Below are 26,051 nucleotides of genomic sequence, written 5' to 3'. Positions count from 1 at the left end.
TTGTGGCCTGCTGCAGCAGGAGTCGGCATGATCCTATGTGTGGCTGCAATGGCGTTTGCTTCCGCGACTGTTGGTAAGGCAGCGCCGGCGCTGGCGGTGCCCGAACTGGATGGTCAGGCATTCGATCTAAGTGCACAGCACGGGAGAGTCGTAGTGGTAAACTTCTGGGCCACCTGGTGTCCGCCTTGCCGAGAGGAAATGCCGGCTCTCGACGCGTTCTATCGGCGCTATCATGGCCAGGGGCTCGAGATGATAGGTCTCAGCACCGACCGCCCGCACGATCGGTCCGACGTGACCAAGGTCATGCAATCATACAGCTATCCGGCGGCGGTGCTGGATGACGCCAAAGTCAACGATTTCGGCTCGCCCGATGTTCTGCCCGTCACATTCGTTGTGGATCGCAGCGGAGTCATCCGCGCGAAGCTGACACCCGACCAAACGCCGGTTACCGAGAAGAGTCTATCGGACGCCGTGCTGCCGCTGCTGGCGGAGAAACCCGCGACGCAGACTTCAGGGAATCCAGGTGACCCCAACGCTAAGCCTTAATCTCAAGAAGCAGAGCTTCAGTAGAGTCCTTTGCCTGACGATGCTGGCTGTCATCGTGAGCGCGGTAACTCTGATTGGTTGCCGTCGGCCGGCTGAAGATATCGGGGAGCGCGGAGGATTCCCGGTGCTCCATACCTCCGACTGCTTACCCGACATCACGTTGGTCGATCAGCATGGCCGCAACGTTTCGCTGGCCTCGCTGAGAGGGAAACCGGTGCTGTTCGATTTCATTTACACCAACTGTCCCGGACCGTGTCTTCTGCTCACGGCCCAGATGAAACAGATCGCGAATCGACTCGGTCCCAAGCTCGGAACCGAGGCCCGCATCGTGTCGATCACGGTCGATCCCGAACACGATCACCCGGAGCAGCTTCTCGAATATGCGAACAAGCAGGGCGCCGACGTTAGCGGCTGGCTGTTCCTGACTGGAACGCCCAAACAGATCGACGACGAGATGGCGCGATTCAACGTGATTCGACAGCGCGAACCCGATGGTACGGTCGATCACGTTCTCGAATTCTTCCTGGTCGATGCCAACGGTAATGCATTGCTTCAGTACCTGGGTCAAAAGGCCGATCCGGGTCGGGTCGCGAGCGACGTGGAGCGAACCGTGGCGCGCGAGCCGGTCACGGGTGGCGACAGCGGCAATTAGGCAGTACCCTTTAAGAAGTGAACGCATGAAATCGTCGAGGCCATTGGTAGGAGCCATGATAGGTCTGGCATGCATCTGTGCCGGAGCGGTCCTTCTAGGTCGAACGCTCGGTGCTGGCGTGACCGGGCCTACGCTTACGGTCCGAGTGGTCGCGCATCAGTGGTGGTGGGAATTCGATTACCCCTCTCTGGGCATCAGGACCAGCGATGTTTTGCACGTTCCAAGCGCTACCAACGTTCGGCTCGAGCTTGCTTCCGCCGACGTGCTCCACAGCTTCTGGGTGGCTGGGATGAAGGACCCCGTAGAACTCGTGCCCGGCAAGACGCGCCCGCTCGATCTGGTCGTCAAATCACCGGGCGAGCTCCACGGAAATTGCGACTCGAGTTGTGGCTGTGCAACCGTCTGCATGCGATTTCGCGTGCTGGCGAGCAGTCCCGGCAGCTTCGATCAGTGGGCGGCTCGCGAGCGTTTGTTCCCCTCGGAGTTCAAGCCGCCGCATACGAGCGTTGCGCCAGCCTGCGCTTTGAATAGCGGCCACGATGGCCACGCGGGGCGCGATTCTCCCGCCGGTCATTTGCAGCGGTTGCTTGATGAAGCCGAATCAACCGACAAAATCCCTTCCCACTGACTACGCCAATCCCTCGCCCGTTATTTCAGGCGAGGTAAGAAAAAATTTGGGGGCTGGGATTGCTCCCAGCCCCCTGCCGTCACCACATCCGCCGCCCCACCACAACCTTTAAGGGCGCAGCCCCTGCCGCGCCTGCATTTAAGGTGGGTCCCGGAGAATTCGTCATCCACAATTTCTCCGAGGACTGGCTAAAACTCTTCGCGCCGCCGCTGGTACCTACCTACCCGTCCCCATCCACCTCATTCTCATCGCCAGTCTCTCGAAAGCCTCCCCCGCCAATTCTCCGGGACCCTTGAAACTCCTTCTTTATGAGCACCCGCTGGTGGTGCCGCAGTTCATGCACTTGTAGCAGGCGCCGTTGCGCACCATGATGCTGCCGCAGTCGGGGCAGGGAGGCGCGTCGGCCTGATTGATGAAGGCCTGGCGAATGCCGCCGTCCTTGCCGTCGCGTAGACTGGCCACAGGAGCCATCGCTACAGTCGCCAGCGGCGCGTGCGCTGCTTCGGATTTTGCCGACAGCGTTTTCTCCGACTCGATAATTCCGACCTCGCGCTTTGCTTCCTCGTCGAGGAACTTCGACGCCATCCACCGGAACAGGTAATCGACGATCGACTTGGCGTACGGGATTTGCGGGTTCTTGGTGAAGCCCGAGGGCTCGAAGCGCATGTGCGAGAATTTGTCCACCAGGAACTGGAGCGGAACGCCGTACTGGAGCGCGAACGAAATCGCGGTCGCAAACGAATCCATCAGGCCCGAGATCGTCGAGCCCTGCTTGGACATCGTGACGAAGATTTCACCCGGGGTGCCGTCCTCGTACATGCCGACGGTGATGTAACCTTCGTGGCCGGCGATATCGAATTTGTGGGTGATCGATTTGCGCTCGTCGGGCAGCTTGCGCCGCTGCATCCGATCGTCGGTCGGCGCGATCGACGCCACCGCGTCCACCGCTTTTTCTATTTCCTTCCTGCCCGTGTTGAGCGGCTGCACGCGCTTGGATCCGTCGCGGTAAATCGCGACCGACTTGAGCCCGAGCTTCCACGCGGTGACGTAAGCCTCGGCGACTTCGTCCACGGTCGCTTCCGCGGGCATGTTGATGGTCTTGGAAATCGCGCCCGAAATGAACGGCTGCACCGCGCCCATCATCTTGAGGTGCCCGTTGTAATGAATCGTGCGGGCGCCGGCGCGCGGCTTGAAGGCGCAATCGAAGACGGCGAGATGCGCGTCGGCGAGCTGCGGCGCACCTTCGATAGTCTCGTTCTCGTCAAGATATTCGACGATTTCCTGGACTTCCTTCGAGTCGTAGCCCAGGCGCTTGAGCGCGCGCGGGACGGTGTTGTTGACGATTTTCAGCATCCCGCCGCCGACCAGCTTTTTGTACTTGATGAGCGCGATGTCGGGCTCGATGCCGGTGGTGTCGCAATCCATCATGAACGCGATGGTGCCGGTCGGCGCGATCACCGTGGCCTGCGAATTGCGATAGCCGGCGGAAATGCCGAGCTTGAGCGCGTCGTCCCATGACTCGCGCGCGGCGCGAAGCAGGTCGAGCGGAACGTAGGAAGAATCGAGCTTGTAAGCGGCGGCTTTGTGCCGCTCGATCACTTTCAGCATCGGCTCGCGATTGGGCGCGTAGCCGGCGAACGGACCCATTTGTTCGGAGATTCGCGCCGACTGGAGATAGGCCTCGCCGGTCATCAGCGCGGTAATCGCGCCGGCGTAGCTGCGGCCCTGGTCGGAGTCATAGGGCATCCCAAGCGCCATCAGCAGCGCGCCCAGGTTTGCGTAGCCGAGCCCGAGTTCGCGGTACGCGCTGGCGTTCCTGGCGATCTCGTCGGTCGGATACGAGGAATTATCGACGATAATGTCCTGCGCCGTGATCATTACGTCCACCGCGTGGCGGAATGCGCGCACGTCGAACTCGCCGCGGTCGTCGATGAACTTCATCAGGTTGAGCGAGGCGAGATTGCAGGCCGAGTTGTCGAGATGCATGTACTCGCTGCACGGATTGGAGGCGTTGATTCGTCCGCTGGCCGGGCAGGTGTGCCAGAGGTTGATCGTCGTGTCGAATTGCATCCCGGGGTCGCCGCATGCGTGGGCGGCCTCGGCGATCATGTGGAGCACCTTGCGCGCGGGACGGGTCTCGGCGACCTCGCTGGACCTGACGAAGTGGGTCTGCCATTCGGCGTCATCGAGCACCGCCTGCATGAACCCATCGGTGGCGCGCACGGAATTGTTCGCGTTCTGGAAGAATACGGAGCCGTAAGCCGGCCCGTCGAGCGAAGAGTCGTAGCCGGCTTCGATGAGCGCCCAGGCCTTCTTTTCCTCTTCGACCTTGCACTTGATGAAATCGACGATGTCGGGATGATCGGCGTTGAGCACCACCATCTTGGCCGCGCGCCGCGTCTTGCCGCCCGACTTGATGACGCCGGCACTCGCGTCGGCGGCCTTCATGAACGACAACGGTCCCGACGCGGTGCCGCCCGACGTGAGTTTCTCGCGGCACGAGCGCAGTGCGGACAGGTTCACGCCCGCGCCGGAGCCGCCTTTGAAGATCATGCCTTCGTTGCGGTACCAGCTCAGGATCGAGTCCATGCTGTCATCGACCTTGAGGATGAAGCATGCAGAGCACTGCGGCTTGGCCTCGATGCCGACGTTGAAATAGACCGGGCTGTTGAACGAGGCCTTCTGATTGAGGAGCAGGTACTTGAGCTCGGCGTGGAAGGTCTCGCGTGCGTCGGCGCCGGCAAAGTAGCCCTGCTTCTCGCCCCATCCGGTGATGGTATCGACGACGCGGGAGATGAGCTGGCGGACGCTGGTCTCGCGCCGCGGCGTTCCGAGCGGGCCGCGGAAATATTTCGAGACCACGACGTTGGTCGCCGTCTGCGACCATCCGCGCGGTACCTCAACGTCTTTCTGCTCGAAGACTACGCGGCCGTCTTCGCCCGAAATGACGGCGCTGCGGAGATCCCATTCGACCTCGGAATATGGATCGACGCCGGCGGTGGTAAAGAAACGCTCGAGCACGATACCGCGGCCGGGCGCGGCCGAGTCGGCGGGCGAGGGGTTGGCGGCTGGCGCGCGGTCGGTTATTTTTGACTTCGAACCCATTTCCAGATCTATCGCTCCCCCGCCCATCACCGCATCCTCCCCACCCCAGTTACATACGCGTTAAGCCCGCATTCAATCTAGAAGTTGCTCAGCAACTCATGAGCTACTCGTGGGCGACAATATGCGCGCGAGCCATACGGCCTGTCAAGCCCCAAACCCCTATAGGTAGTGTAGGACGATCTGTTCATAAACCATATATTAGGTTGTTGATAACTTTTGGTAAATCTTCGCTTCTATTTGAAATTCATGAGCAGCCGCTGGTCCAAAATTAGCCTGGCTAATAGAAGTTATGCTCGAATCCGGCGACTCAGGTGCGTGCCGAAAGTCTCCCGCCAAGCGCCTTGGTATGCGTGCGATGCGTGGGGCGCTATCGTGAAGCGCTCATGCCGACTCGACGCCACAGGGCTCCTGAACAGATCGGAGCCGCGATGCAGCCGCTCCTCGATCGCATCGACCGCGAAGGTCATTTCGCGATCGTGCGGCTGGCAAAAGCATGGCCGGAGATCGTCGGCGAGGCGATCGCGCGGCGCACCGAAATCGTCTCGCTGAAATTCCACACCGCAGTGGTGAAAGTGTCGGGTGCGATGTGGATACAAGAACTGAACCTGATGAAGTCGCAAATTCTCGCGCGCGTGACACAGAGGTTGGGCGACGACGCCGTGCGTGAGCTGCGATTTGTGCAGGGACGGCTCAGCCGGCGCGAGCGGCCGAAATTGCGCACGGTGCCGCGTGCGACGCGGAAATCGATCGAGCTGCCGGAGTTGAAGGATCCCGAGTTGCGCAAGGCGTTCGAGCGGCTGATCGAGGCGTGGGGCCGGGCGTCGAGATGATGATGGGCAGGGCTGAGCCCTGGGCGTGGCGACGGCAGCGCAGTATTAAGCCGTTGGCAGGGGCCGCGCGCGACAACGGAGCGCGGCCTTAACATTGGGTGCAGGGGTCACCCCTGCCTGAATCCGCGCGGGCGCGCGTTCGTACTAAATAATCGAGACAGACAGGCCGTCGTCGAGAGAGGCAGGTCGTGGTGGAATCAGCCGAAGAATCAAAGCGGGACCGGATTCTGCACGTACTGAACCGCGTCGGGTTCGGTCCGCGGCCGGGCGACTTCGAGCGCGTCAGCGCGATGGGACCCGGACGCTATGTGCAGGAGCAACTGCATCCCGAGTCGATAGCGATTCCCGGCGATCTGATCGAGCGCGTCAACCAATATCGCACGATCCACAGGTCTCCGATCGCGCTGTTCGTCGAATATCAGCGGCCGATCATGGAGGCGCGCAGGGACGCCAGGGCCGAGAGCGGCGGCAACAAGGCGGCGATAAAGGACGCGACCAAAGACTTGAGAATCCAGCAGCGGATCGTGATGCGCGAGGCGGTCGAGGCGCGGATGATCCGCGCGATCGAAGGGCCGCGCCAATTGCAGGAAGTGATGACCGCGTTCTGGTTCAACCACTTCAACATCTTCGCCGGCAAGGGGCTGGACAACATCTGGACGGGTGTGTTCGAGGAGACTGCGATTCGGCCGCATACGATGGGCAAGTTCCGCACGCTGCTGGGCGCGACCGCGCATCATCCGGCGATGCTTTTCTACCTCGACAACTGGCAGAACACTGCGCCCGGCAGCGCCGGCTCGAAGGGGAAGTTCGAGGGAATAAACGAGAACTACGCGCGCGAGCTGATGGAACTGCATACGCTGGGCGTCAACGGCGGATACTCGCAGGCCGACGTAATCGCGCTGGCGCATATCCTGACGGGATGGGGACTTCCCAAGGGCGGCGGTGGTGGCGGCGGAAATCGCAGGCCCGGCGCCGCGGGCATGCAAGGCGCCGGGATGGGCGGATTTTTTCCATTCATGCGGCGTCGGCAAAACTTCAGGCGGCCGGGCGCGGCGCCGGTCGATCCGAGCGGCTTTTACTTCGACGCCCAGCGCCATGATTTCTCGAGCAAGAATTTTTTGGGGCAGGAAATCGAAGGCGGCGGAATCGCGGAGGGCGAGCATGCGCTGGACATCCTGGCGAGCAGTGCCGCCACGGCGAAGCATCTGAGCTTCAAGCTTGCGCAGTACTTCGTCGCCGACGATCCACCCAAAGCGCTGGTGAGCCGGATGGCGGATCGCTACCTCGCGACCGACGGCGAGATTCGCGCGGTGCTCGAGACGATGTTCACGAGCGCGGAATTCCGGGACCCCCGATACTACGGCGCCAAATTTAAAACGCCCTACGAGTACGTGGTCTCGTGCGTGCGCGCGACGGGCGTGCCTGTGCGCAATTACCGGCCGCTGTACGGCACGATGCAGATTCTCGGGATGCCGCTGTACGGATGTCAGACGCCCAACGGCTACGCCAACACGCAGGACGCGTGGCTCAATCCCGGCGCGATGATGACGCGGCTCAGCTTTGCCACGGCGCTTGGCTCGGGCAATCTGCCGCTGGAAAATCCGCCGTTCGAAGAAAACGCGGGCGGTGGTGCGATGCGCCGCGAGCCGGCGGCGGTCCCCAGGAATGGCGCCGGCAAAGTGAACATCAAGTTCGACGCCGGGCCGCACGGACCCAAGATGACGCCACCCGATCCCGCGCAACTTGCGGCTACGCTCGGCAATTATTTTTCACCGTCGACGGCCAACGCCGTGGAGGCGTCGCCGACGCAACTTCGCGCACCGCTGATACTAGGCAGTCCCGAGTTCATGAAGCGCTGAGAGTTTAAAATGGGAAAAAAACTCCAACCTATCGATGGATGCGTGGTGTGCAGTCCCGGCCCGGCGGCTTCTTTCAGCCGGCGGGCGTTCATGCGCCGCGCGGCGATTCTGTCGGCGTCGGGAATCGTGTTGCTGAGCCCGCACGCATGGGCGGCGCGCTCGCTCGACGGCGCCAGCAAGCGAAGGCTCATCGTAGTCTTCCTGCGCGGCGCGGTTGACGGCCTGAACGTGGTCGTGCCGCATGGCGAGCCGGCGTACTACGACGCGCGCCCGACAATCGCGATCGGACGCATGGGCGCGGACGGCGGGCTCGTCGATCTCGACGGCCATTTCGGGTTGCATCCCGCGCTCGCACCGCTGGAGAGCCAATGGCGCGACGGCACGCTGGCGTTCGTGCATGCATGCGGCTCGCCGGATCCGACGCGATCGCATTTCGACGCGCAGGACTTCATGGAGAGTGGCACCCCCGGCATCAAGTCGACGCAGGATGGATGGCTGAATCGAGCGCTGGCGGTGATTCCAGGTACGCATGGCCCGACCGAGGCGTTGAGTCTCGGTCCGACGGTACCGCGAATTCTAAGCGGCAAGCTGCCGGTCGCGAATGTCGCACTGGGGCGGGCAGCGGAGCGGCCGATGCCGATGGACCGGCCGGTGATCGAAGCGGCCTTCGATCGGCTCTACGCAGGCAACGACTCGATCAGCCGCGCCTATCGCGACGGACGCGAGGCACGGATGCGCCTGATGAGCGAACTGGCGGGTGACATGGCGCAGGCCAATGGCGGCGCGCCCTCGCCGGCTGGATTTTCCGACGACACCGACCGACTGGCGCGTCTGATTGGCCGCGATCCCACGATTCGCGTCGCATTCATGGCGCTTGGCGGCTGGGATACGCATATCAGCGAAGGCTCCGCCAACGGCCAGCTCGCGGGACATCTCAAGCCGCTCGGCGAAGGGCTGGCGAGCCTGGCCAGGCAGCTTGGGCCGAGCTACCAGGACACCGTCATCCTGGTGATTTCGGAGTTCGGCCGCACCATGCACGAGAACGGCAACGGCGGAACCGATCATGGGCACGGCAACGTGATGTGGGTGATGGGCGGGCCGGTGAAGGGCGGAAAAGTTTACGGAAAGTGGCCGGGTCTGTCGCCGGGGAGCCTGTACCAGGAGCGCGACCTGGCGATCACGACCGACTTTCGCGAGCCGATCGCGGCCGTCTTGCGATCGCACATGCAGTTCTCTGATGCGCAGATCGATCGAGTATTCCCGGGACGTCCACGTTCCACCGGCCATGTCGATGGATTGATCAAGGTGTAATCCGCGCAGGCGCGGGTTTGCGCTGCGCGCCACGATTCGCGAATAATCCCGTTCATGAAATATGACGTAGTCGTCCGCAACGGCGTCGTGGTCGATGGCAGCGGCGCGCCGCGCTACCGCGCCGACGTGGCAATCAAGGATCGCAAAATAGCCGCGCTGATCGATCCGGCCGACGCCCCGAGCGCCTCCGCGGCGCGCGAAATCGATGCGACCGGACTCGCGATCGCGCCGGGCTTCATCGATATGCATTCGCACTCCGACTGGGTTCTGCCGGTTGCCGATCACGGGAAAATCCTGAAGCCATTTCTGCTGCAAGGCGTGACCACGTTTGTCGGCGGCAATTGCGGCTTCTCGGTGGCGCCGGTGATGCGCGAGCGGAATCGGATGCTCGACGAGTCGGGCCGCCTATGCGCCGAGCGGAAGTTCGATTGGGAATGGGAAGACGTGGCGGGCTTCGCCGCGTATCTGAAGCGCCGCGGGCTCGCGCTCAACGTCGCGCATCTGGCGGGGCATGGCAGTATCCGCCTGAGTGTGATGGGCTCGGACGCCGGAGAGCCGTCGGCCCAGCAGTTGCGCGCAATGCAGGCGATGGTCGAAGGCGCGATGGCCGATGGCGCGGTGGGGCTTTCGTGCGGGCTTGGCTATTTTCCGGGGATGATCGCCAAGCCGGCCGAGCTGGGATCGCTGGCCCGGGTGGCTGCGGCGGCCGGGGGCGTGCTGACCTCGCATCTGCGCGCATACACGGAGCGCTCGTTGTTCTTCGACAGCCGGACGGTTCCACACAACATCCTGGCCGTGCGCGAGATGGCCAACGTCGCGCGCGAGGCGGGCGTACCGCTGCAAGTTTCGCATCTGATTTTCGTTGGCCCGCAAACCTGGGCGACTGTCGATGACACGATTGCCGAAGTCGAGCGTCACAAGAGCGACGGCGTCGATATCGCGTTCGACACTTTCCCTTACACCTGCGGCAACACGACGATTCGGGTCATTTTTCCGGCGTGGGCGCAAACGGGCCTCGAGGGCTTGCTCGATTCATCGGAGGGTTGGGCGAAATTGCGCGCCGGATTCCGCCCGCTCGCGCCGTTCATCGCCGACGCGGTTCAGCTCATGTGGGCGGTCAAGCCCGAACTCAGTCATCTCGAGGGCAAGTTCTTCGGCCAGATTGCCGATGAACTGAAGCTCGATCCGATCGATGCGTACCTGACGATCACGCGTGAGAGCGGGACGCGCGCCCGCGTGCTGAACCATCTATACAGCGGCGACGACTACGGCGACGAGCGTGCGCTGCGGGAAGCGATGAAGCATCCGCTGAACATGTTCGAGATGGACACGATTCTGACTTCGTACGGACATCACAATCCCGCCAGCTTCGGCACCTACCCGCGAATCCTCGGGCATTATGTGCGCGAGTTGAAACTGCTGACGCTCGAAGACGCGGTTCACAAGGCGACCGGGATGGCGGCGAAGCGGATGCGGCTCGGCGGGCGCGGCCTGGTGCGTCCGGGATACGCCGCGGACCTGGTGATATTCAATCCGGAAACGATCAGATGCGCCGCGGATTCCAGAACGCCGACAGTCGCGCCGGTTGGAATCGAGCATGTGATGGTCAATGGAAGCGCGGTGGTCGCCGACGGCAAGTGGTGCGGCGACGGCGTGATGGCCGGCGAATGGATCGGCCGAGGATAGACGCGCCGGCGCGCTGCAAGAACGGGAGCAATCGCGGGGGGGCAGGGGCGCGGTCAGCGCTCCGAGTCCTGCATCTTCTTGTCCATCTCGCGCAGTTTGGCGAGCTTCTGATCGGTCGGCTCGTTCTGCTTGTTCGAATCGGAAGCCACTGTCTTGGCGCGCTCGGTCGGCAACTGGCCGCTGACCTTTTGCAGCGCTTCCTTCGCCAGCCGACGGACCATCGGGCTTTGATCCTCGGCAGCGACCGTGTTCAGCAGCGAGACGGCCTTGTCGCTTCCGATCTCGCCAAGGGCGAAGACGGCGGTGCCGCGGGCGCGCTCGTCCTGATCCTGGCCGAGATACTGCATGACCGGCATCACGCCTTGCGCATCGCCGATCCTGCCAAGCGCCGCCACCAGATGCAGCTTGACGATGGGCTCGGTGGAACGCAGGAACAGCATCGAGGACATCGGCGGCACGGACTCATTGGCTTCACGCGCGCCGAGGATGTCGACGGCCTTGATCTTGACACGCGCGTCGGGGTCGGACAGCGAGGTCATCAGGATCTGGTTGACTTCCGGATCCTTCAGATAGCGGAGTTTCAACAGCTCGGAGACGCGCACGGCGGGGTCGGCGTCCTTGAGGCCCAGCTTTACGTCCTTGATGATCTTGAACGGCGTTTCCTCGGTCGCGCGATTCTGCATATCGTCAACGCCGGGTTTCACTTGCCCCTGATGCGACATTGGACTGGAACTGAGAGCGCTGCCCAATCCCTGACCGCCATACTGCGCAAAGGCGAGGTGCGGTACGGCAAGAGCGACGCCAAGCGCGAAGACAGCAAATAAATTTCGCGTGATAGTCATTTCCCGCACCTCTGCAATCGGCCAGAATTATTGGTGATTATGACAGGTATTGCAAGGAAGCATGCCGCCCGGCCACGGCGCGCTAACGCTCATGCCGGTGCGCTGGCGAGCATTATAGTCGCCGCGTTCATGCTCATGATAGTCGCCACCGGCGCGGGCGCTATCGCGGGGCCGATACTGGCATCCGGGCCATCGGATTCGGATCCGCCGGCCCAGCCTCAGCCGGCGCCGCCCTTTCACAAGCATCGCCATCTGCCGACTCCGGCGCCGACCCCGATGGCGCTGCCGCCCGAGGTCAAGGCGAAGGTCCCGGCGTACAAACCGGGGCCGATACCGTTTCACGACGGCGAGCAGTTGATCTACCAAGCGTCGTGGGTCGGGATTCCGGCGGCGCAGGCGCGTCTCGAGTTCCACAAACCACAAAAAAATCCTTCGCGATGGACCGGGGAAATCTGGATCGAGACCAACCCGTTTGCCGATCTGTTCTACAAGATGCGCGACTACATGCGAGAGAGCATGGCCGACGACACGCTCCACACCAGCGGTGTTTATCTGGTCCAGCACGAAAAATCGCGGCTCAATTACTACGACGTGACGATCGATCGGCCCGCGCAGACGGTCACGATGACCAAGAAGAATCACAAGGGAACGCAGAGCAAGGAATTCATCGCGTCAGATCCGTGGGGACCGATATCGGGCGCGATGATGGCGCTGACGCAGAACCTCGAGCCGGGCAAGACCTATGCGTTCGACGTGTTCAGCGGCAGCCAGCGCTATGTCTTCGCATTCGAGGTCGAAAAGCGGGAGAAGATTCACCTCGCACTCGGCGACTTTGAAGCGTGGCGCATCGTGCCCGACGTCTGGTACGTCAGCGACGGCTTGCTGCGCAGCCAGGCGCACGGGACGGTGTTGTGGATATCGGCGGACGAGCGCCACCTGCCGCTGCGAATCGAGGCGCAGGCGTTCATCGGGTACGTGCGGGCGGATTTGATCAAGATCGATGGCAAGGGCGGAGTCGAGAGTGCGCAGAAGTGATGGTTCCGCGGGTTGACTGAGCTACTATGAGTTGGGGGGAATCGGACGATGCCCAAGAAGCTCGAATTTTTTTACGACTGCTCCAGCCCGTGGACGTACCTGGCGTTCACCAAGATCGAGGACGTCGCGCGACGCCACGATGCGGAACTGATCTGGCGGCCGATCCTGGTCGGCGGCCTGTTCAACACGGTCAATCCTTCGGTGTACGAAAGCCGCGCCAAGCCGGTCCCGGTCAAGGCCCGGTACTACGTCAAGGATCTGGCCGATTGGGCGCGATTCTACGGCCTCAAGATCGGCAACCCCACGGTGTTCCCGGTCAATTCGGTCAAGGCGATGCGTGGCGCGTTCGTCGCCGACGAGCATCGGGTGATCTCGCGTTACTCCAGGCGCGTGTTTGAGAGCTATTGGACGGACGACAAGGACATCAGCAAGGACGACGTACTGCGCGAAATCGTGCGCGAAACGGGCCTCGACGAAAAAGAATTTTTCACCAAGATCGCATCCGATGAGTACAAGGCCAAGCTGCGCCAGAACGTCGAGGAGCTGATCGCGCGCGGCGGTTTTGGATCGCCCACGATGTTCGTCGAGGGTTCGATGTTCTTCGGCAACGATCGGCTGCCGCTGGTCGAGCATGAACTGGCGGTAGGAGTCGGCGGGGCCCTGGACGAAGGATCGGGCGGCTCAACTTGATTTCAAGCGGGATCGAATGACGCATTGGGCGGAAGATCAGGCGCCAGCGCATCTGCGCGACGACCTCGGGGATCGCGAAGCCGGGAGAGTGCGCGCGTTCGTCGCAGTCCGGATGAACGAGCAGGTCGAGGAGTCGGTGGCGGAGACGATCGGCGAGCTGAAGCGTCCACGCGACGGTGTCCGATGGGTGCCGCGGGCAAATCTGCATATCACGCTCAAGTTTCTGGGACCGGCGGTGGATTCGCATCGATTGCAGCGGCTCACCGCCGGGCTTCATCAGCTTGCGGCCAGGACGGCGCCATTCGAGGTCGCCGCGGCGGGAGTCGGCGCGTTCCCCGACCTCGAGCATCCGCGCACGATTTGGGTGGGATTGCATAGCGTGGAATCGGGGGTGCTTGCCGCGCTCGCCGCGCGGGTGGAGACGGTCGCGGCTGACTATGGATTCGAGCGCGAGAAGCGGCGCTGGAGCGGGCATCTGACGATCGGGCGGGTTGGCGATCAGCCGATCGCGGCGAAAATTCGCCAGGCGCTACACGCGGCGCGGGACCGCGAGTTCGGCGTCTCGAGGATCGAATCGATCACGCTCTACCGCAGCCATCTCGGGCCCGGCGGATCCAGCTACGAAGCGCTGGCGACGTTTCTGTTCCAGTCGCGCTAACCGGGTGTCACGCTTTGTTCCCTTCGTAACATCGTCGTCAGCTTCTCAACACCCCTGTGGACACCAGCGCCGGTGCGGATAGAGCTATCGACGCGAGTTTGTGGCAAGATTCGCATCGCGATAGACAAATCCCGCATGGGCATAATCGATGGCGATAGAGATCAAAAGTAAAGCGCTCGACCTGGCGTTGAGCCAAATCGAGAAACAGTTCGGCAAGGGCTCGATCATGAAGCTCGGCGAGCAGGCGATTTCGGCCGATGTCGCGGTCGTATCGACCGGCTCGCTCGGACTCGACCTCGCACTGGGCGTGGGCGGATTGCCGCGCGGGCGCGTAGTCGAAATATACGGCCCGGAATCGTCGGGCAAGACGACGCTGGCGCTGGAATGTATCGCGGAAGCGCAGAAGACGGGCGGTACCTGCGCGTTTATCGACGCGGAACACGCGCTCGACGCGGCCTACGCGCGCAAGCTCGGGGTCAAGGTCGAGGACCTGCTCATCTCGCAGCCCGACAACGGCGAGCAGGCGCTGGAGATCACGGAGACCCTGGTGCAATCGGGCGCGATCGACGTGCTGGTAATCGACTCGGTGGCGGCGCTGGTGCCGCGCGCGGAAATCGAAGGCGAGATGGGCGAGCCGCAGATGGGCCTGCAGGCGCGCCTGATGTCGCAAGCGCTGCGCAAGCTTACGTCGATCATATCGCGCTCGCGCACCATCGTGATCTTCATCAACCAGATCCGGATGAAGATTGGCGTGATGTTCGGGAATCCGGAGACGACCAGCGGCGGCAACGCGCTCAAGTTTTATTCGTCGGTGAGAATCGATATCCGGCGAATCGGCACGATCAAGAACGCGACCGAAGTGATCGGCTCGCGGACCAAAGTCAAAGTGGTGAAGAACAAGGTCGCGCCGCCGTTTCGCGAGGCCGAGTTCGACATCCTGTACGGCACCGGCATTTCGAAGGAAGGCGAGCTGGTCGATATGGCCAGCGAGCACGGTATCATCGAGAAGCTCGGCGCCTGGTACTCCTACAACGGCGAACGAATCGGGCAGGGACGCGAGAACGCGCGCGATTTGCTCAGGGCGAATCCGAAGCTGGCCGACGAGATCGAAGCCAAGGTGCGCGCAAAGCTGGCAGCCAGGCCGGTCGCGATACCGCCCGACGCGGCGGTCGAGGAGCCGGCGGAGACCCCCGCGTCGCCGCCAAAGAAAAAGTGACGCGGGCGCTGCCGCGGCTATTTTCTCGTCTTCTTGCCCTGCAAGACTTGTAGTGTTTGATAAGGTTTGATAAGGTTCTGAATGGGTGCGAAGTCGCCTTCTGGGTTGCTCAGCGATTTTCTTACGGTAAGGGCCGCAGCTTTGTACTTGGGTGTCTCGGCCTCCACCCTTCGGAACTGGGATCGCGCCGGGAAGCTGAAAGCGTTTAGGCACCCTATCAATGGGTACCGGCTGTATAACAGGAAGCAACTCGATAAGCTGCTGGCAAAGGTTGTCCGAGGAAAATGGGGTTGAATGACAGCTTTCTGAGCTTGGGACTCGACTTGAAGTCCCACCGGATTGGTCAGTCCCTACTGCTTTATGGCGATTGCTTCGATTGGCTCGCGCGCTTACCGGAAAACTCGATCCACGCGATCGTAACGGATCCTCCTTATGGCGTGAAGGAATTCGACGCCCACGAACTCGAGAAACGCGCCAGCGGGAAAGGGGGAGTCTGGAGAATTCCACCTTCCTTCGACGGTTCAATCCGGGCGCCACTACCACGCTTTACCGCGCATTCAGAATTGGAACTCAAGCGACTGTCTAAATTTTTCGAGGATTGGTCGCGGCTGATCCTTCGGGCGCTCAGGCCCGGAGGGCATGTTTTTGTTGCTACTAGTTCTGTCGTGGCGGCGCTCCTTTACGAAGCCGTCCGAAAAGGTGGCCTCGAGTTTCGCGGGCAAATCATGCGAACAGTTCGCACGCTGCGTGGTGGTGATCGTCCCAAGAACGCACACGAGGAATTTCCCGACGTGTGCGTTATTCCCAAGGGGTGTTATGAGCCTTGGGGTTTATTCAGAAAACCAGTTCTGCCGGGAATGAGAGTAGCCGACTGCTTGCGAGATTTTCAGACTGGTGGTCTGCGCCGGCTGGGGAACGGAAATCCTTTTGAAGATCTGATTCCAAGCGAACGCACACCAGCGCGGGAAAAACAAATCGGCGATCATCCCAGCCTTAAGCCCCAGAGCTTCATGCGGCTCCTTGTTTACGCCTCTCTGCCTCTGGGAACCGGGGTCGTCGTCGATACATTCATGGGCGCGGGAGCGACAATTGCGGCCGCGGAAGCGCTTCGTATCTCGTCGATCGGAGTTGAACGAAACACTGAGTACTTCAAGCTGGCGGTCTCGGCTATACCTCGCCTCGCGGCGTTAGAGATCCCGGGCGTCGATGAGCTGTGCGGCAGGGGTCAGGGAGGACTGTTTAATGGACCCAAACGTCCATCAGTTTCGCGCGGCAAGGCCATTCAGGCGAGATAAATCCAGTTGCTCTTGAGTTTTTCTTCACCCGCTTTTGTGACGGCGGCAGTGATTGTACGCCGGCTAGTTTCACTCCGGCCCGAGAACTTCCAGTCGGCGATCGCTAACTTAGCCAAATAAACGGCCCGAAATTCAAACGGTACTGGCTCAGCGTCGTGCGCCGAGGAGCTGTTGACTTTGAATACAAATACCATGAGCCAGCATGCCTCCGCGTTGTGCCCTTGCCATCCGCCTGGATAACGGGATGCCTTTACCTCGATGCCTGCCGGGCCGTGTAGAACCAGATCGTCAGGGTAGCGCCCGTGCGGAACCAAATCGGGATGCCCGTTGTGATACCGGTTCTTGACGAGTTCCGGGCAGTATTTGGGTATCGACGAGACAATGAATTCACCAACGAGACTCGAAAAGTTCGCCGGCATCATGAGCATCTCAATACGCGGCAAATCACGGGTCCTGAGCTGCCCGTTCAGGAAGCCCAAGAAATCGATGAAAGCGACCATCGATTTTTGTACCGCTCTGACCGTGCAGCCGTAGGGAAACTTTGAATGTGCATTGAAGCGGCCTGAATCGACCGGGATCGGGGCGCAAGCTGCTTTTTCTAGTTCACTCGTAGACAGTTGCTGATCCTCCGACTGGCGGAGATTAGGCAACAAATCGTGTCGATGCAACCCGACCTCGATTTGGCGGTTACATCGCCAGGTGGAAGTGGGCGAGGATTGCGGGGCCGTTGTGCGAAAGGATTCGCGATAGCGCGAACAGCAGCCCGAAGAACGCGCCGAACAGGCCGCCGTTGACGCGAATCCAGTCCAGATGCGTGCGCGTCTTCGATTCAATCTGAATTCTGATCTGGTCGTCGGAGAGCCGCGCCAGATTCTCGCGGACCATCTGCGTTATCTGACCGCGGCTTGATTCGACGGTCCTGCGCACCAGGTTGTCGATCAAGCGCTGCGCAAATTGATTCGCGTAGCTCTCGGGATCGTGAAGCTGAATCCCAAACTCGTGAATCGCGCTTTCGAGCGTGTCGCGAAGCTCGGGGTCGTTTTGCAGCTCGGGCAGCCGTTTGCGCAAATTCGCCGCGATACGCGCGCCAATCGAATCCGCGCCGAGCCGATTCATCACCGCGTAGATCCGCGTGACCGTCTTCGGCAGCATCCGCTTGAGGACGGCTTCGAGGCGATCGCGTTTCTCCGGCGATTCCAGATATTCGATCGCATTGCTCAGTATCCGCTCGAGACCGGCCTGCCCCAGCACGTCGTGCAGCTTGAGCTCCTGGAGATACGAGCCGAGGCGGCCGACGAGATCCATATCGCTCAGCTTGCGCCCGATCATCTGTGGCGTGAGCCATTCGTTCTCGATAGTGGCGGCGATTCCGTCGATCAGCTTCGCGCGATTACGCGGCAGCACGCCGGAGTTGGGCAGGTACCATCGCCGCTCGAAGATCATCTTGAGCGCGATATAGTCGCACAGGCCGCCGATCAGCGCCGCCTCCGCTATCGAGACCGCGATCTCCGACGAGGTTCTCCAATGCGTGAACATCAGGGCTGCCAGGCTCACCAGGTAAACGAACGCCGAAAAAGCCAGCGTCAGATCGCCTTTGTGGGAAAACAAAAAATTGGTGAAGGAGAAATGCTCGCCGGTGCGGGTGCCCGCGTCGATACTGATATCCATGGCTCCAGTGTGGCCGACCTTGCGCGCCGCGCCAACCGGCAGGGGTGACCCCTGGCCGTGGCGACGGCAGCGCAGTATTAAGCCGTTGGCAGGGGCCGCGCGCGACAACGGAGCGCGGCCTTAACATTGGGTGCAGGGGTCACCCCTGCAACCCACGGGGGGTTCACATTCAATCAATTGAGTGATTCACCCTTCCGCGGCTAGAATGCATTCTTCATGCGCTGGACTACTGCAAAAGTAAGGCAATCGTTTCTCGATTTCTTCGCCGCGCGCGGTCATACGATCGTGCCGTCGGCGTCGTTGATACCCAAGGGCGATCCCAGCCTGCTGTTCACCAACGCCGGGATGGTGCAGTTCAAGGATTATTTCCTGGGCGTGCGCACGCCGCAGCACCTGCGGGTCGCGGATTGTCAGAAATGCCTGCGGATCTCGGGCAAGCATAACGATCTCGAAGCGGTCGGCCGCGACACATACCATCACACTTTTTTCGAAATGCTCGGCAACTGGTCGTTCGGCGACTATTACAAGGAAGAAGCGATTCGATGGCATTGGGAGCTGATCACCAAGGTCTGGGAGATCGATCCGAAGCTGCTCTACGCGACCGTTCACAAGGACGACAAAGAGGCCGAAGACATCTGGCTGAAGATGGGCGTGCTGCCGCGCGAGCGGATTCTGCGATTCGGCGACAAAGATAATTTCTGGGAGATGGGCGAGACGGGGCCGTGCGGTCCCAACTCGGAAATCAGCATCGACCGCGGTCAAGGTGCCTGTAACCCTGAAAAAAATCACGCCGGCCAGAAATGTTTCGTGAACGTCGATGGATGCGAGCGATTCATCGAAATCGGCAACTTGGTTTTCATTCAATACAACCGCGACGCGTCGGGCGCGCTGATGCCGCTGGCGAAGAAGCACGTCGATACGGGGACGGGCTTGGAGCGCGTCGCAGCGGTGTTGCAGGGCCTGGAACAGGGCAGGGTGCTCGGCAACTACGACATCGATCTGTTCCAGATGATCATTCGCCAAGTAGAACTGAGAGGTGAAATCTACGGAGAGCCGGTCCAGTACGGGCCTGATGCCGAGAAAAATGTTTCTTTTCGAGCGATCGCGGACCATGCGCGCGCAATCAGTTTCCTGATAGCGGACGGCATCAAGCCAGGGAATACAGACCGCGAGTACGTGCTGCGGCGGCTTATGCGTAGAGCGATTCGTCACGGCCGGAGGCTTGGGATACACGGCGATATTCTGCAAGGCGTTTGCACCAGCGTAGTCGAAGCAATGGGCGATGCTTATCGTCAACTGCGAGAAAAAGCGGGAGAAATTGGTGAGGTTACGGCTGCCGAGTCCTTCCGCTTCGATCAGACTCTTGATCGCGGATTGGAATTAATAGCTGGCTGGCTAGAGCCAAACCATGGCCGAAGATTTCCTGGAGAGTTAGCGTTTCGCCTACACGACACATACGGGTTTCCCTTAGACCTGACGCAAGACGTGCTTCGGGAACATCACGTCGACGTGGATGTAGCCGGGTTCGACCGGCTGATGGATGAGCAGAAAGAGCGTGGGCGCGCCGCACGCAAAGATGACGTGGGCGCGCCGGAGATCAGTCTCGGCGCCGGCACTGCGTCGCGATTCGTCGGCTATCACCGCTACGAGGGTGAGTCCGAAGTGCTCGCTGCCGGCGGCAAGGACGGCGAGCACGTAGCAATCGTCGTCGCGGAGACGCCCTTCTATCCCGAAGGCGGCGGGCAGGTGGGAGACCGTGGAGTAATCGAGACCGCGTCGGGCGCAATTCTCGAAGTGTCGGACACACGCAAGGCCGACGGCTCTATCGTTCATGTCGGGCGGATTCTCCGTGGCGAGGCCGGCGACTTCGCACGCGGCGCGCGCGTGAAGCTCAAGATCGATCGAATCAGGCGCGACGCCGCGATGCTCAATCATTCCGCGACGCACATTTTGCATTACGCGTTGCGCGATATCCTGGGCAATACCGTGCATCAGGAAGGCTCGCTCGTCGATCCCGACAAGCTGCGCTTTGACTTCGCGCATCAGGGACCGGTCAAGGACGACGCACTGGCGACGATCGAGGAAGAGATCAACGCGCGCATCCGCGAGAACGCCGAAGTGACGACCGAGGAGATGGCTTACGACGACGCAATCAAGGCGGGCGCGCTCGCATTTTTCAGCGAAAAGTACGGCGACCGCGTCCGCGTGGTCAGGATGGGCGATTTCTCGGTCGAGCTATGCGGCGGCACGCATATCTCGCGCACCGGCGATGTCGGCGTTTTCAAACTCGAAGCTGAGTCGGGCGTAGCGGCGGGAGTGCGGCGAATAGAAGCGGTGACCGGCCAGGGCGCGCTCGAAACGATTCGCAAGCGCGAGAAGATCCTCGAGGAAATCGGCGCGCAACTCGGCGCGCGCGACGGCGCGGCGGTCGAGCGGCTCGAAAAACTTCTGGCGCGCGAAAAGGAGCTGGAGAAAAAGCTCCGCGCGATGGAGCAGAAGCTGGCCGCGGGTGGGGGCGCCGGCGGCGCAGAGGCCGAAGAAGTAGTGCGCGACGTCGGCGGCGTCAAAGTCGTGACGCGCAAGCTCGACGGCGTCGATCCGCGCACGATGCGCGAGATGGCGGATCGGATGCGTCAGAAGCACGGCTCTTGCGTGGTCGCGCTCGGCTCCGACTTGGGCGAGGGCAAGGTGGCGCTCCTGGTCGCGGTGACGGCTGATTTGACGGCGAAGATCAAAGCGGGCGACATCATCAAGAATATCGCGCCGATCGTCGGCGGCACCGGCGGCGGGCGGCCGGATCTCGCGCAGGCGGGCGGCCGCGACGCGTCGAAACTCGACGAGGCGCTGGCCAAAGTCGCCGCGCTGGTGCAGTAGTTTTCGGAACCACTTTCATACGACCGGCGAAATGATTACGATTAGCTTCGTCGGCGCTTGAACGACTGCCGGCGGGCGAAAGCAACGAAATCAGCACCTCAAGAGGCCCCGGCGATTCCCCAGTTAGCCACCGAAGATTCGCTCGAACTCCATTTCGACGATCCGCGCCTGTTCACGGATTTGCTCGGCCAGCACGACGCGCACGTCCGCACTATCGAGGCGACGCTCGGAGTCCGGATTGGCGTGACCGGAACCTCGCTGAAAATTTCGGGCGAGCACGCCGAGCAGGCGCTCGCCGGCAAGGTGATCGGCGAGATTTACGATCTGCTCAAGCACGGCTACCCGATCTATCCGAGCGACGTCGAGTACGCGATTCGAATTATTCGCGGCGACCGCAACGCCGAGCTGAAAGACATTTTTCTCGACACGATTTACGTCTCCCCGAACAAGCGCGTCATCTCGCCCAAGAGCATCAACCAGAAACTTTACATCGACTCGATTCGCAGCCACGACATCGTTTTCGGCATCGGCCCCGCGGGCACCGGCAAGACCTACCTTGCGATGGCGATGGCGCTGGCGGCGTTGATGAAGAACCAGGTCACGCGGATGGTGCTGTGCCGGCCGGCGGTCGAAGCGGGCGAGAAGCTGGGCTTCCTGCCGGGCGATCTCGCGGAGAAGGTGAATCCGTACCTGCGGCCGCTCTACGACGCGCTGCATGACATGGTGGATTTCGATCGGGCGCGGCGGATGCTCGAGCGCGGGACTATCGAAGTCGCGCCGCTGGCGTTCATGCGCGGGCGCACGCTCAACGACTCATTCATCATTCTCGATGAGGCGCAGAACACGACCTCCGAGCAAATGAAGATGTTCCTGACGCGGCTCGGCTACAACTCCAAGGCGGTCATCACCGGCGATGTCACGCAAATCGATTTACCCAGCGGCAAGCTGTCGGGCCTCAAGGAAGCGAGCATTGTGCTCGGCAACACGCCGGGGATTTCCTTCGTGAGGTTCAACGACCGCGACGTCGTACGGCATCGGCTGGTGCAATCGATCATTCTGGCGTACGAATCGTTCAACACTGAAGCGCCGGGGTCGGCGCCGCAAACCGGCGGTAACCATCGGGATTGAAGCGCGTGGCGGTGGAGTTCCGATGCGCGACGGCGCGCGGACGATGCTACGCGCGCGGGCTTCGCGCCGATGCGGACCACCTCATGCGCGCGGTGGGGCTTGCGGATTGCGAGCTGTCGCTTACGCTCACGAGCGATCGCGTGATCCGCAGGCTCAATCGTGATTTCCGGGGAATCGATGCGGCCACCGACGTTCTTTCCTTCTCGCAGATCGAGCAGGCAGGCGCCGCGCCATTGGATCCCCGCAGCGTAAAGAACAGTCCGGGGCTTCCGGTCGGAGACGTGGTGATCTCGATCGATACGGCAATCCGGGATGCGCGCGAGTTTCGCGTGAGCCCCGCGTCGCGACTGCGCCGGCTTCTGATTCACGGATTTTTGCATTTGATCGGTTACGACCACGAACGCTCGGCATCCGACGCGCGGCGGATGTTCGCGCGCGAGCGAACGCTGGCGGTGAAGATCGGCGAAGGAGGCGTCGTCGGGTCGCGGCGCACTCCCGGCGATCGACGCAAACCCAAAACCGCCGGCCGGCGCGAATCGCCGCGATGAAACGCGAGCCCGCCAGGATTCCCGCGGTCGCGATGCTGACGCATTTCACGCGCGCCTCGACGGCCGCGTCTGCCCTGGACAACCTGGTGGCGATTCTCAAGGATGGGGTCATTCGCGGCGGAAGCCGAATGGTCCGCGGCGCGCGTCCCGCGGTTTGCATGTTCGACGTGCCGATTGCCGAGCTGCGCACGATCCTCGACCGGCGCAATCGTCGCCGTTATGAACCATTCGGGATCGCGGTGGACAAGCGGTATGCTTTCACGATGGGTGCGCGGCCGGTTATTTACCTGCCATGGCGCGAGGCGGAAAAAATCCTCGCTCCGGAAGAGAGTTGGCGCGTGGTGTCTCTTGAAATCGATAAGGATCCGCCGGTCGATTGGAGCTTCGAGCGCGAATGGCGCGCCGCCGGCGATCTCGCGTTCGAGCCACCGCTGGCGGCTGCGCTGGTCGAAACCTGGAGGGACGTGGACGAGATTTTCGAGCGCTTCAACGGCCGGCCGCCCTGCGCCGGCGTGATTCCGATTGCCGAGATGTTTGGCTCCCCCGCCTGACGATGTCGTCGAACAATGCAACGCGCGCGGCGCTCGCCGTAGCCAGCGGTCTCGCGCTGGGACTGGCATTCCCGAAGTTCGATTACGGACTGCTGGCGTGGGTGGCCTTCGTGCCGCTCTTTTACGTGATCGAAGGCGAAAGCATGCGGCGCGTATTCGGGTGGGCATACCTGCAAGGTTTCGCCTCTTACGTCGTATCGCTCTACTGGATTCCGATTCCACTGCACGACTTCGCCGACGTGCGAATGGAGTTCGCGATCCTTCCGATGCTGCTGCTGGCGGGCATCGTTGCGATCTACACGGCGGCTGCCATTTGGGCGGGTGAATTCGTCGCGCGGCGGACGCGAATTCCGGCCGTGCTCACGATGCCGGTGGCGTGGACGGCGGTCGAATGGATTCGCACCTATATCCCGGTCGGTTTCCCGTGGAATCTGCTCGGCTACACGGCTTACCGCAATCTGGAATTGATCCAATTCGCCGAATTCACCGGCGTTTACGGTATTTCGGCGCTGATCGTGTTCTTCAACGCGGTGGTGTATGTCGTGATTTTCCGCCGCGGCGTCTATCGCTTGCAGACCATCAGCCTGAGCGCGTTGACCGCGATAATGATCGCGCTGGTCGGGTTTGGCGCGTGGCGGATCAGCAATCTGAAGGACGCGCGGAGCACGGGCAGTTTCAAGGTCGCGATGGTGCAGGGGAATATCCCGCAATCGCTCAAGTGGGATCCGAAGTTCCTGCCCGAGAGTTACAAAGTCTACCAGGACGAAACCGCGAGCGCGGCCAGGCGCGGCGCCGACCTAATCGTCTGGCCCGAGGCAGCGGCGGTGTTCCTGTTCGAGCCCGACGATCAATATCCCGCCGAGCTCGCAAACGACGCAGCGTATCGCACTGCGCTGCTCACGCTCGCGCGCAATATCGGTGAGCCGGTATTGTTCGGAGCACCGGCGCTGGCACGCCAGGACGGTCGCCTGGGATTTTACAATCGCGCGTACCTGGTGTCGGGCAAGGGCGAAGTGGCCGCTCATTACGACAAGATCGAGCTGGTGCCGTTCGGTGAGTATGTTCCGGCTCGTGCGATCCTCGGCTACTTCGTCAACCGGGTCGTGGAAGGCTTCGGCGATTTGGTTCCCGGCAAGGAGCAGACACTGTTCGACGTCAAAGGCGCGCGACTCGGAATTTTGATCTGTTACGAGAGTATCTTTCCCGATTTTACGCGGCGCGAAGTGAACAAGGGCGCCGATGTGCTCGTGAACATCACCAACGACGCGTGGTACGGCGAGAGTTCGGCGCCATTCCAGGTGCTCGCAATGGCGGCGATGCGCTCGGTCGAGACGAAGGTCCCGATGGTAAGGGTGGCGAACACCGGAATCAGCGCGCTCATCGAGCCGTCGGGGCAAATCACAGATCGCACGCCGTTGTTCACCCGCGGCACGGTGATGGCGGACGTGTCGTGGCGGCCGGTGCGGACGGTGTACACGATCGTGGGCGATTTGTTTGCGGAGATTTGCTGCGTGCTGACGGCGATTGGATTGATCCTCGCGTGGCGATGGCCGCGCCCGGCAACGCTTGAAGTCGCGGCGGTTCGATCGCCGCGGCTGCCGGCCAATGGCAGGCCCCATTAATGCGAGTGGCGTTTCGTGACATAATACTGATGTTGGCCGGCGGACGGCGCCGGCGTGAGGTGTGATTTTCGATGCTCAGCGACATGAGACAGCAGCTTTCCGAGTTCGACGACCGCGCCGAAAAGCTCGGGAGGCGTCTTTGACGTCCCCGCACTGACTGCCCGCCAGAACCAACTCGTCGACCAATCCGCCAAGCCCGGCTTCTGGGATCGGCAGGACACCGCACAAGCAGCCCTAAAGGAGCAGGAACAGATCCGCGCTCAGCTGGCGGGCTACAAGATGCTCCGCGACAAGCTGGACGAGGCGCGCGTGTTCCTGCAGATGGCCGAAGAAGAGGGCGCCGACGATTCCGAAGCGGCGCGCGAGAGCGCAGCCGCCCTGGAGGCGTCGCGAGCCGAGATCGAGCGCCAGGAACTGCGACTGATGCTCGGCGGCGAGCACGATCGCCTCGGCGCGATCGTTTCGATACATCCCGGCGCCGGCGGCATGGAGGCGCAAGACTGGGCCGAGATGCTGCTGCGCCTTTATCTGCGATGGGCCGAGCGGCGCGGCTTCAAAACCGAGATTGCGGACTTGCAACCGGGCGACGGCGCGGGAATCAAGAGCGCAACCGTCACGGTCGAAGGAGACTTCGCGTACGGATATTTGAAGGCCGAGGCCGGGATTCATCGGCTGGTGCGAATCTCGCCGTACGACGCCAACGCGCGGCGCCATACCTCGTTCGCGTCGGTCTTTGTCTTTCCGGCGGTTGACGATACGATCGAGATAACGATCAATCCCGCCGACTTGAGAATCGACACGTTCCGCGCATCGGGTGCGGGCGGACAGCACGTCAACAAGACCGACTCGGCGGTACGATTCACCCATCTCCCGACCAATATCGTCGTTACCTGCCAGAATGAACGCTCGCAGCACAAGAACCGCGCGATGGCGATGAAGATATTGCGCGCGCGGCTGTTCGAACTCGAGCAGCGCAAGAAAAAAGAAGAGCTCGAGAAGTTCAGCAAGGACAAAAAGGAAATTGCCTGGGGTAGTCAGATTCGTTCGTACGTGCTGCAGCCCTATCAGATGGTCAAGGACCATCGCACCGGCGTCGAAGTCGGCAACACCGGCGCGGTGCTCGACGGCGCGATCGACGAGTTTATCCAGGCCTACTTGATGGGCGTGCGCAAGGGCGACGCCGCGTCGGTGCCCAGTTAGGCTTGCGGCATCGTCTCCGCTGATCCAGTGTGACCCCGATGGCGGAGCATCCGAGCGAAGGTCCCCGGCGCCCTCGGTATCGTTTGCCGCGCGCACGCAGACGCGCG

General features: G+C 61.8%; 23 protein-coding genes. 19 read left to right on the top strand and 4 right to left on the bottom strand.

Annotated elements, in window-relative coordinates; translation table 11 throughout:
* The first annotated feature begins 48 nt into the window (after positions 1–48).
* The 3 genes from ABSB13_RS00695 to ABSB13_RS00685 all read left to right on the top strand — a co-directional run bounded on the left by ABSB13_RS00695 (position 49) and on the right by ABSB13_RS00685 (position 1,826).
* Positions 49–546 carry a TlpA family protein disulfide reductase gene (locus ABSB13_RS00695; protein ID WP_428104639.1) on the top strand — a complete coding sequence of 166 codons (498 nt, stop codon included), beginning with the start codon at positions 49–51 and terminating at the stop codon, positions 544–546.
* Positions 524–1,198 (top strand): SCO family protein, encoded by a 675-nt coding sequence (locus ABSB13_RS00690; RefSeq protein ID WP_428104583.1) that lies wholly within the window; start codon positions 524–526, stop codon positions 1,196–1,198. Before ABSB13_RS00695 ends, ABSB13_RS00690 begins: the two co-directional genes overlap by 23 nt.
* A gap of 118 nt (positions 1,199–1,316) precedes the next feature.
* On the top strand, positions 1,317–1,826 hold the full coding sequence (locus ABSB13_RS00685) for a cytochrome c oxidase subunit II (protein ID WP_428104581.1): 510 nt from the start codon (positions 1,317–1,319) through the stop codon (positions 1,824–1,826).
* 306 nt (positions 1,827–2,132) lie between these two features.
* Here ABSB13_RS00685 and ABSB13_RS00680 read toward each other — a convergent pair whose 3' ends face one another.
* The gene (locus ABSB13_RS00680) at positions 2,133–4,931 is read right to left on the bottom strand and encodes a vitamin B12-dependent ribonucleotide reductase (RefSeq protein ID WP_428104579.1); all 2,799 of its coding nucleotides are present in this window, start codon (positions 4,929–4,931) and stop codon (positions 2,133–2,135) included.
* A gap of 428 nt (positions 4,932–5,359) precedes the next feature.
* On the opposite strand from ABSB13_RS00680, the gene ABSB13_RS00675 reads away from it, so the two are divergent.
* The 4 genes from ABSB13_RS00675 to ABSB13_RS00660 all read left to right on the top strand — a co-directional run bounded on the left by ABSB13_RS00675 (position 5,360) and on the right by ABSB13_RS00660 (position 10,617).
* Positions 5,360–5,761 carry a DciA family protein gene (locus ABSB13_RS00675; RefSeq protein WP_428104577.1) on the top strand — a complete coding sequence of 134 codons (402 nt, stop codon included), beginning with the start codon at positions 5,360–5,362 and terminating at the stop codon, positions 5,759–5,761.
* 191 nt (positions 5,762–5,952) lie between these two features.
* A complete protein-coding gene (locus tag ABSB13_RS00670; protein ID WP_428104575.1) occupies positions 5,953–7,620 on the top strand; it encodes a DUF1800 domain-containing protein in 1,668 nt (555 codons plus the stop codon).
* Between the two features lie 90 nt (positions 7,621–7,710).
* Positions 7,711–8,931, top strand: coding sequence for a DUF1501 domain-containing protein (locus tag ABSB13_RS00665; protein WP_428104637.1), 1,221 nt, complete (start codon positions 7,711–7,713; stop codon positions 8,929–8,931).
* Between the two features lie 54 nt (positions 8,932–8,985).
* The gene (locus ABSB13_RS00660) at positions 8,986–10,617 is read left to right on the top strand and encodes an N-acyl-D-amino-acid deacylase family protein (RefSeq protein WP_428104573.1); all 1,632 of its coding nucleotides are present in this window, start codon (positions 8,986–8,988) and stop codon (positions 10,615–10,617) included.
* A gap of 53 nt (positions 10,618–10,670) precedes the next feature.
* On the opposite strand, the gene ABSB13_RS00655 is transcribed toward ABSB13_RS00660, so the two are convergent.
* The gene (locus tag ABSB13_RS00655; protein ID WP_428104571.1) at positions 10,671–11,339 is read right to left on the bottom strand and encodes a HEAT repeat domain-containing protein; all 669 of its coding nucleotides are present in this window, start codon (positions 11,337–11,339) and stop codon (positions 10,671–10,673) included.
* 159 nt (positions 11,340–11,498) lie between these two features.
* Between ABSB13_RS00655 and ABSB13_RS00650 the strand changes: the two genes are divergently transcribed.
* From ABSB13_RS00650 to ABSB13_RS00625, 6 genes are all read left to right on the top strand, one after another.
* Complete coding sequence (locus tag ABSB13_RS00650; RefSeq protein WP_428104569.1) at positions 11,499–12,494, top strand: DUF3108 domain-containing protein; 996 nt, start codon at positions 11,499–11,501, stop codon at positions 12,492–12,494.
* A gap of 48 nt (positions 12,495–12,542) precedes the next feature.
* Positions 12,543–13,184 (top strand): 2-hydroxychromene-2-carboxylate isomerase, encoded by a 642-nt coding sequence (locus tag ABSB13_RS00645; protein ID WP_428104567.1) that lies wholly within the window; start codon positions 12,543–12,545, stop codon positions 13,182–13,184.
* Between the two features lie 16 nt (positions 13,185–13,200).
* Positions 13,201–13,842 carry an RNA 2',3'-cyclic phosphodiesterase gene (gene thpR / locus ABSB13_RS00640; RefSeq protein ID WP_428104565.1) on the top strand — a complete coding sequence of 214 codons (642 nt, stop codon included), beginning with the start codon at positions 13,201–13,203 and terminating at the stop codon, positions 13,840–13,842.
* A 148-nt stretch (positions 13,843–13,990) separates the two neighbouring features.
* Positions 13,991–15,058 carry a recombinase RecA gene (gene recA / locus ABSB13_RS00635; RefSeq protein WP_428104563.1) on the top strand — a complete coding sequence of 356 codons (1,068 nt, stop codon included), beginning with the start codon at positions 13,991–13,993 and terminating at the stop codon, positions 15,056–15,058.
* 81 nt (positions 15,059–15,139) lie between these two features.
* Positions 15,140–15,352: a helix-turn-helix domain-containing protein gene (locus ABSB13_RS00630; protein ID WP_428104561.1), complete on the top strand. Its 213-nt coding sequence runs from the start codon at positions 15,140–15,142 to the stop codon at positions 15,350–15,352.
* Positions 15,343–16,353, top strand: a complete 1,011-nt coding sequence (locus ABSB13_RS00625) for a DNA methyltransferase (RefSeq protein WP_428104559.1) — start codon at positions 15,343–15,345, stop codon at positions 16,351–16,353. The genes ABSB13_RS00630 and ABSB13_RS00625 overlap by 10 nt, the downstream gene beginning before the upstream one ends.
* Here ABSB13_RS00625 and ABSB13_RS00620 read toward each other — a convergent pair.
* Together ABSB13_RS00620 and ABSB13_RS00615 are read right to left on the bottom strand one after the other, a co-directional pair.
* The gene (locus ABSB13_RS00620) at positions 16,341–17,021 is read right to left on the bottom strand and encodes a hypothetical protein (protein WP_428104557.1); all 681 of its coding nucleotides are present in this window, start codon (positions 17,019–17,021) and stop codon (positions 16,341–16,343) included. The genes ABSB13_RS00625 and ABSB13_RS00620 overlap by 13 nt on opposite strands.
* Positions 17,022–17,040: 19 nt before the next feature.
* Positions 17,041–18,021, bottom strand: a complete 981-nt coding sequence (locus tag ABSB13_RS00615; RefSeq protein WP_428104555.1) for a DUF445 family protein — start codon at positions 18,019–18,021, stop codon at positions 17,041–17,043.
* A gap of 216 nt (positions 18,022–18,237) precedes the next feature.
* Here ABSB13_RS00615 and alaS point away from each other — a divergent pair, with 216 nt between their 5' ends.
* From alaS to prfB, 6 genes are all read left to right on the top strand, one after another.
* Positions 18,238–20,895 carry an alanine--tRNA ligase gene (alaS, locus tag ABSB13_RS00610; RefSeq protein ID WP_428104553.1) on the top strand — a complete coding sequence of 886 codons (2,658 nt, stop codon included), beginning with the start codon at positions 18,238–18,240 and terminating at the stop codon, positions 20,893–20,895.
* A gap of 114 nt (positions 20,896–21,009) precedes the next feature.
* Positions 21,010–22,023, top strand: coding sequence for a PhoH family protein (locus ABSB13_RS00605; protein ID WP_428104635.1), 1,014 nt, complete (start codon positions 21,010–21,012; stop codon positions 22,021–22,023).
* Between the two features lie 5 nt (positions 22,024–22,028).
* Entirely contained in the window at positions 22,029–22,571 is a 543-nt protein-coding gene (ybeY, locus tag ABSB13_RS00600; protein WP_428104551.1) for an rRNA maturation RNase YbeY, read from the top strand.
* Positions 22,568–23,122, top strand: a complete 555-nt coding sequence (locus tag ABSB13_RS00595) for a hypothetical protein (protein WP_428104549.1) — start codon at positions 22,568–22,570, stop codon at positions 23,120–23,122. The genes ybeY and ABSB13_RS00595 overlap by 4 nt, the downstream gene beginning before the upstream one ends.
* A gap of 2 nt (positions 23,123–23,124) precedes the next feature.
* A complete protein-coding gene (gene lnt / locus ABSB13_RS00590) occupies positions 23,125–24,744 on the top strand; it encodes an apolipoprotein N-acyltransferase (protein WP_428104547.1) in 1,620 nt (539 codons plus the stop codon).
* A 71-nt stretch (positions 24,745–24,815) separates the two neighbouring features.
* A protein-coding gene (gene prfB, locus ABSB13_RS00585; protein ID WP_428104545.1) for a peptide chain release factor 2 occupies positions 24,816–25,944 on the top strand; the annotation gives its coding sequence in 2 pieces (ribosomal slippage) (positions 24,816–24,872 and positions 24,874–25,944; 1,128 coding nt in all).
* The last annotated feature ends 107 nt before the right edge of the window (positions 25,945–26,051 follow it).

This window comes from Binatus sp. (SeqCode) (assembly GCF_050013435.1).
Classification (GTDB): domain Bacteria; phylum Desulfobacterota; class Binatia; order Binatales; family Binataceae; genus Binatus.
Note: the sequence above shows the minus strand (reverse complement) of the source record. Positions and strands in the feature narration are given on the sequence as shown.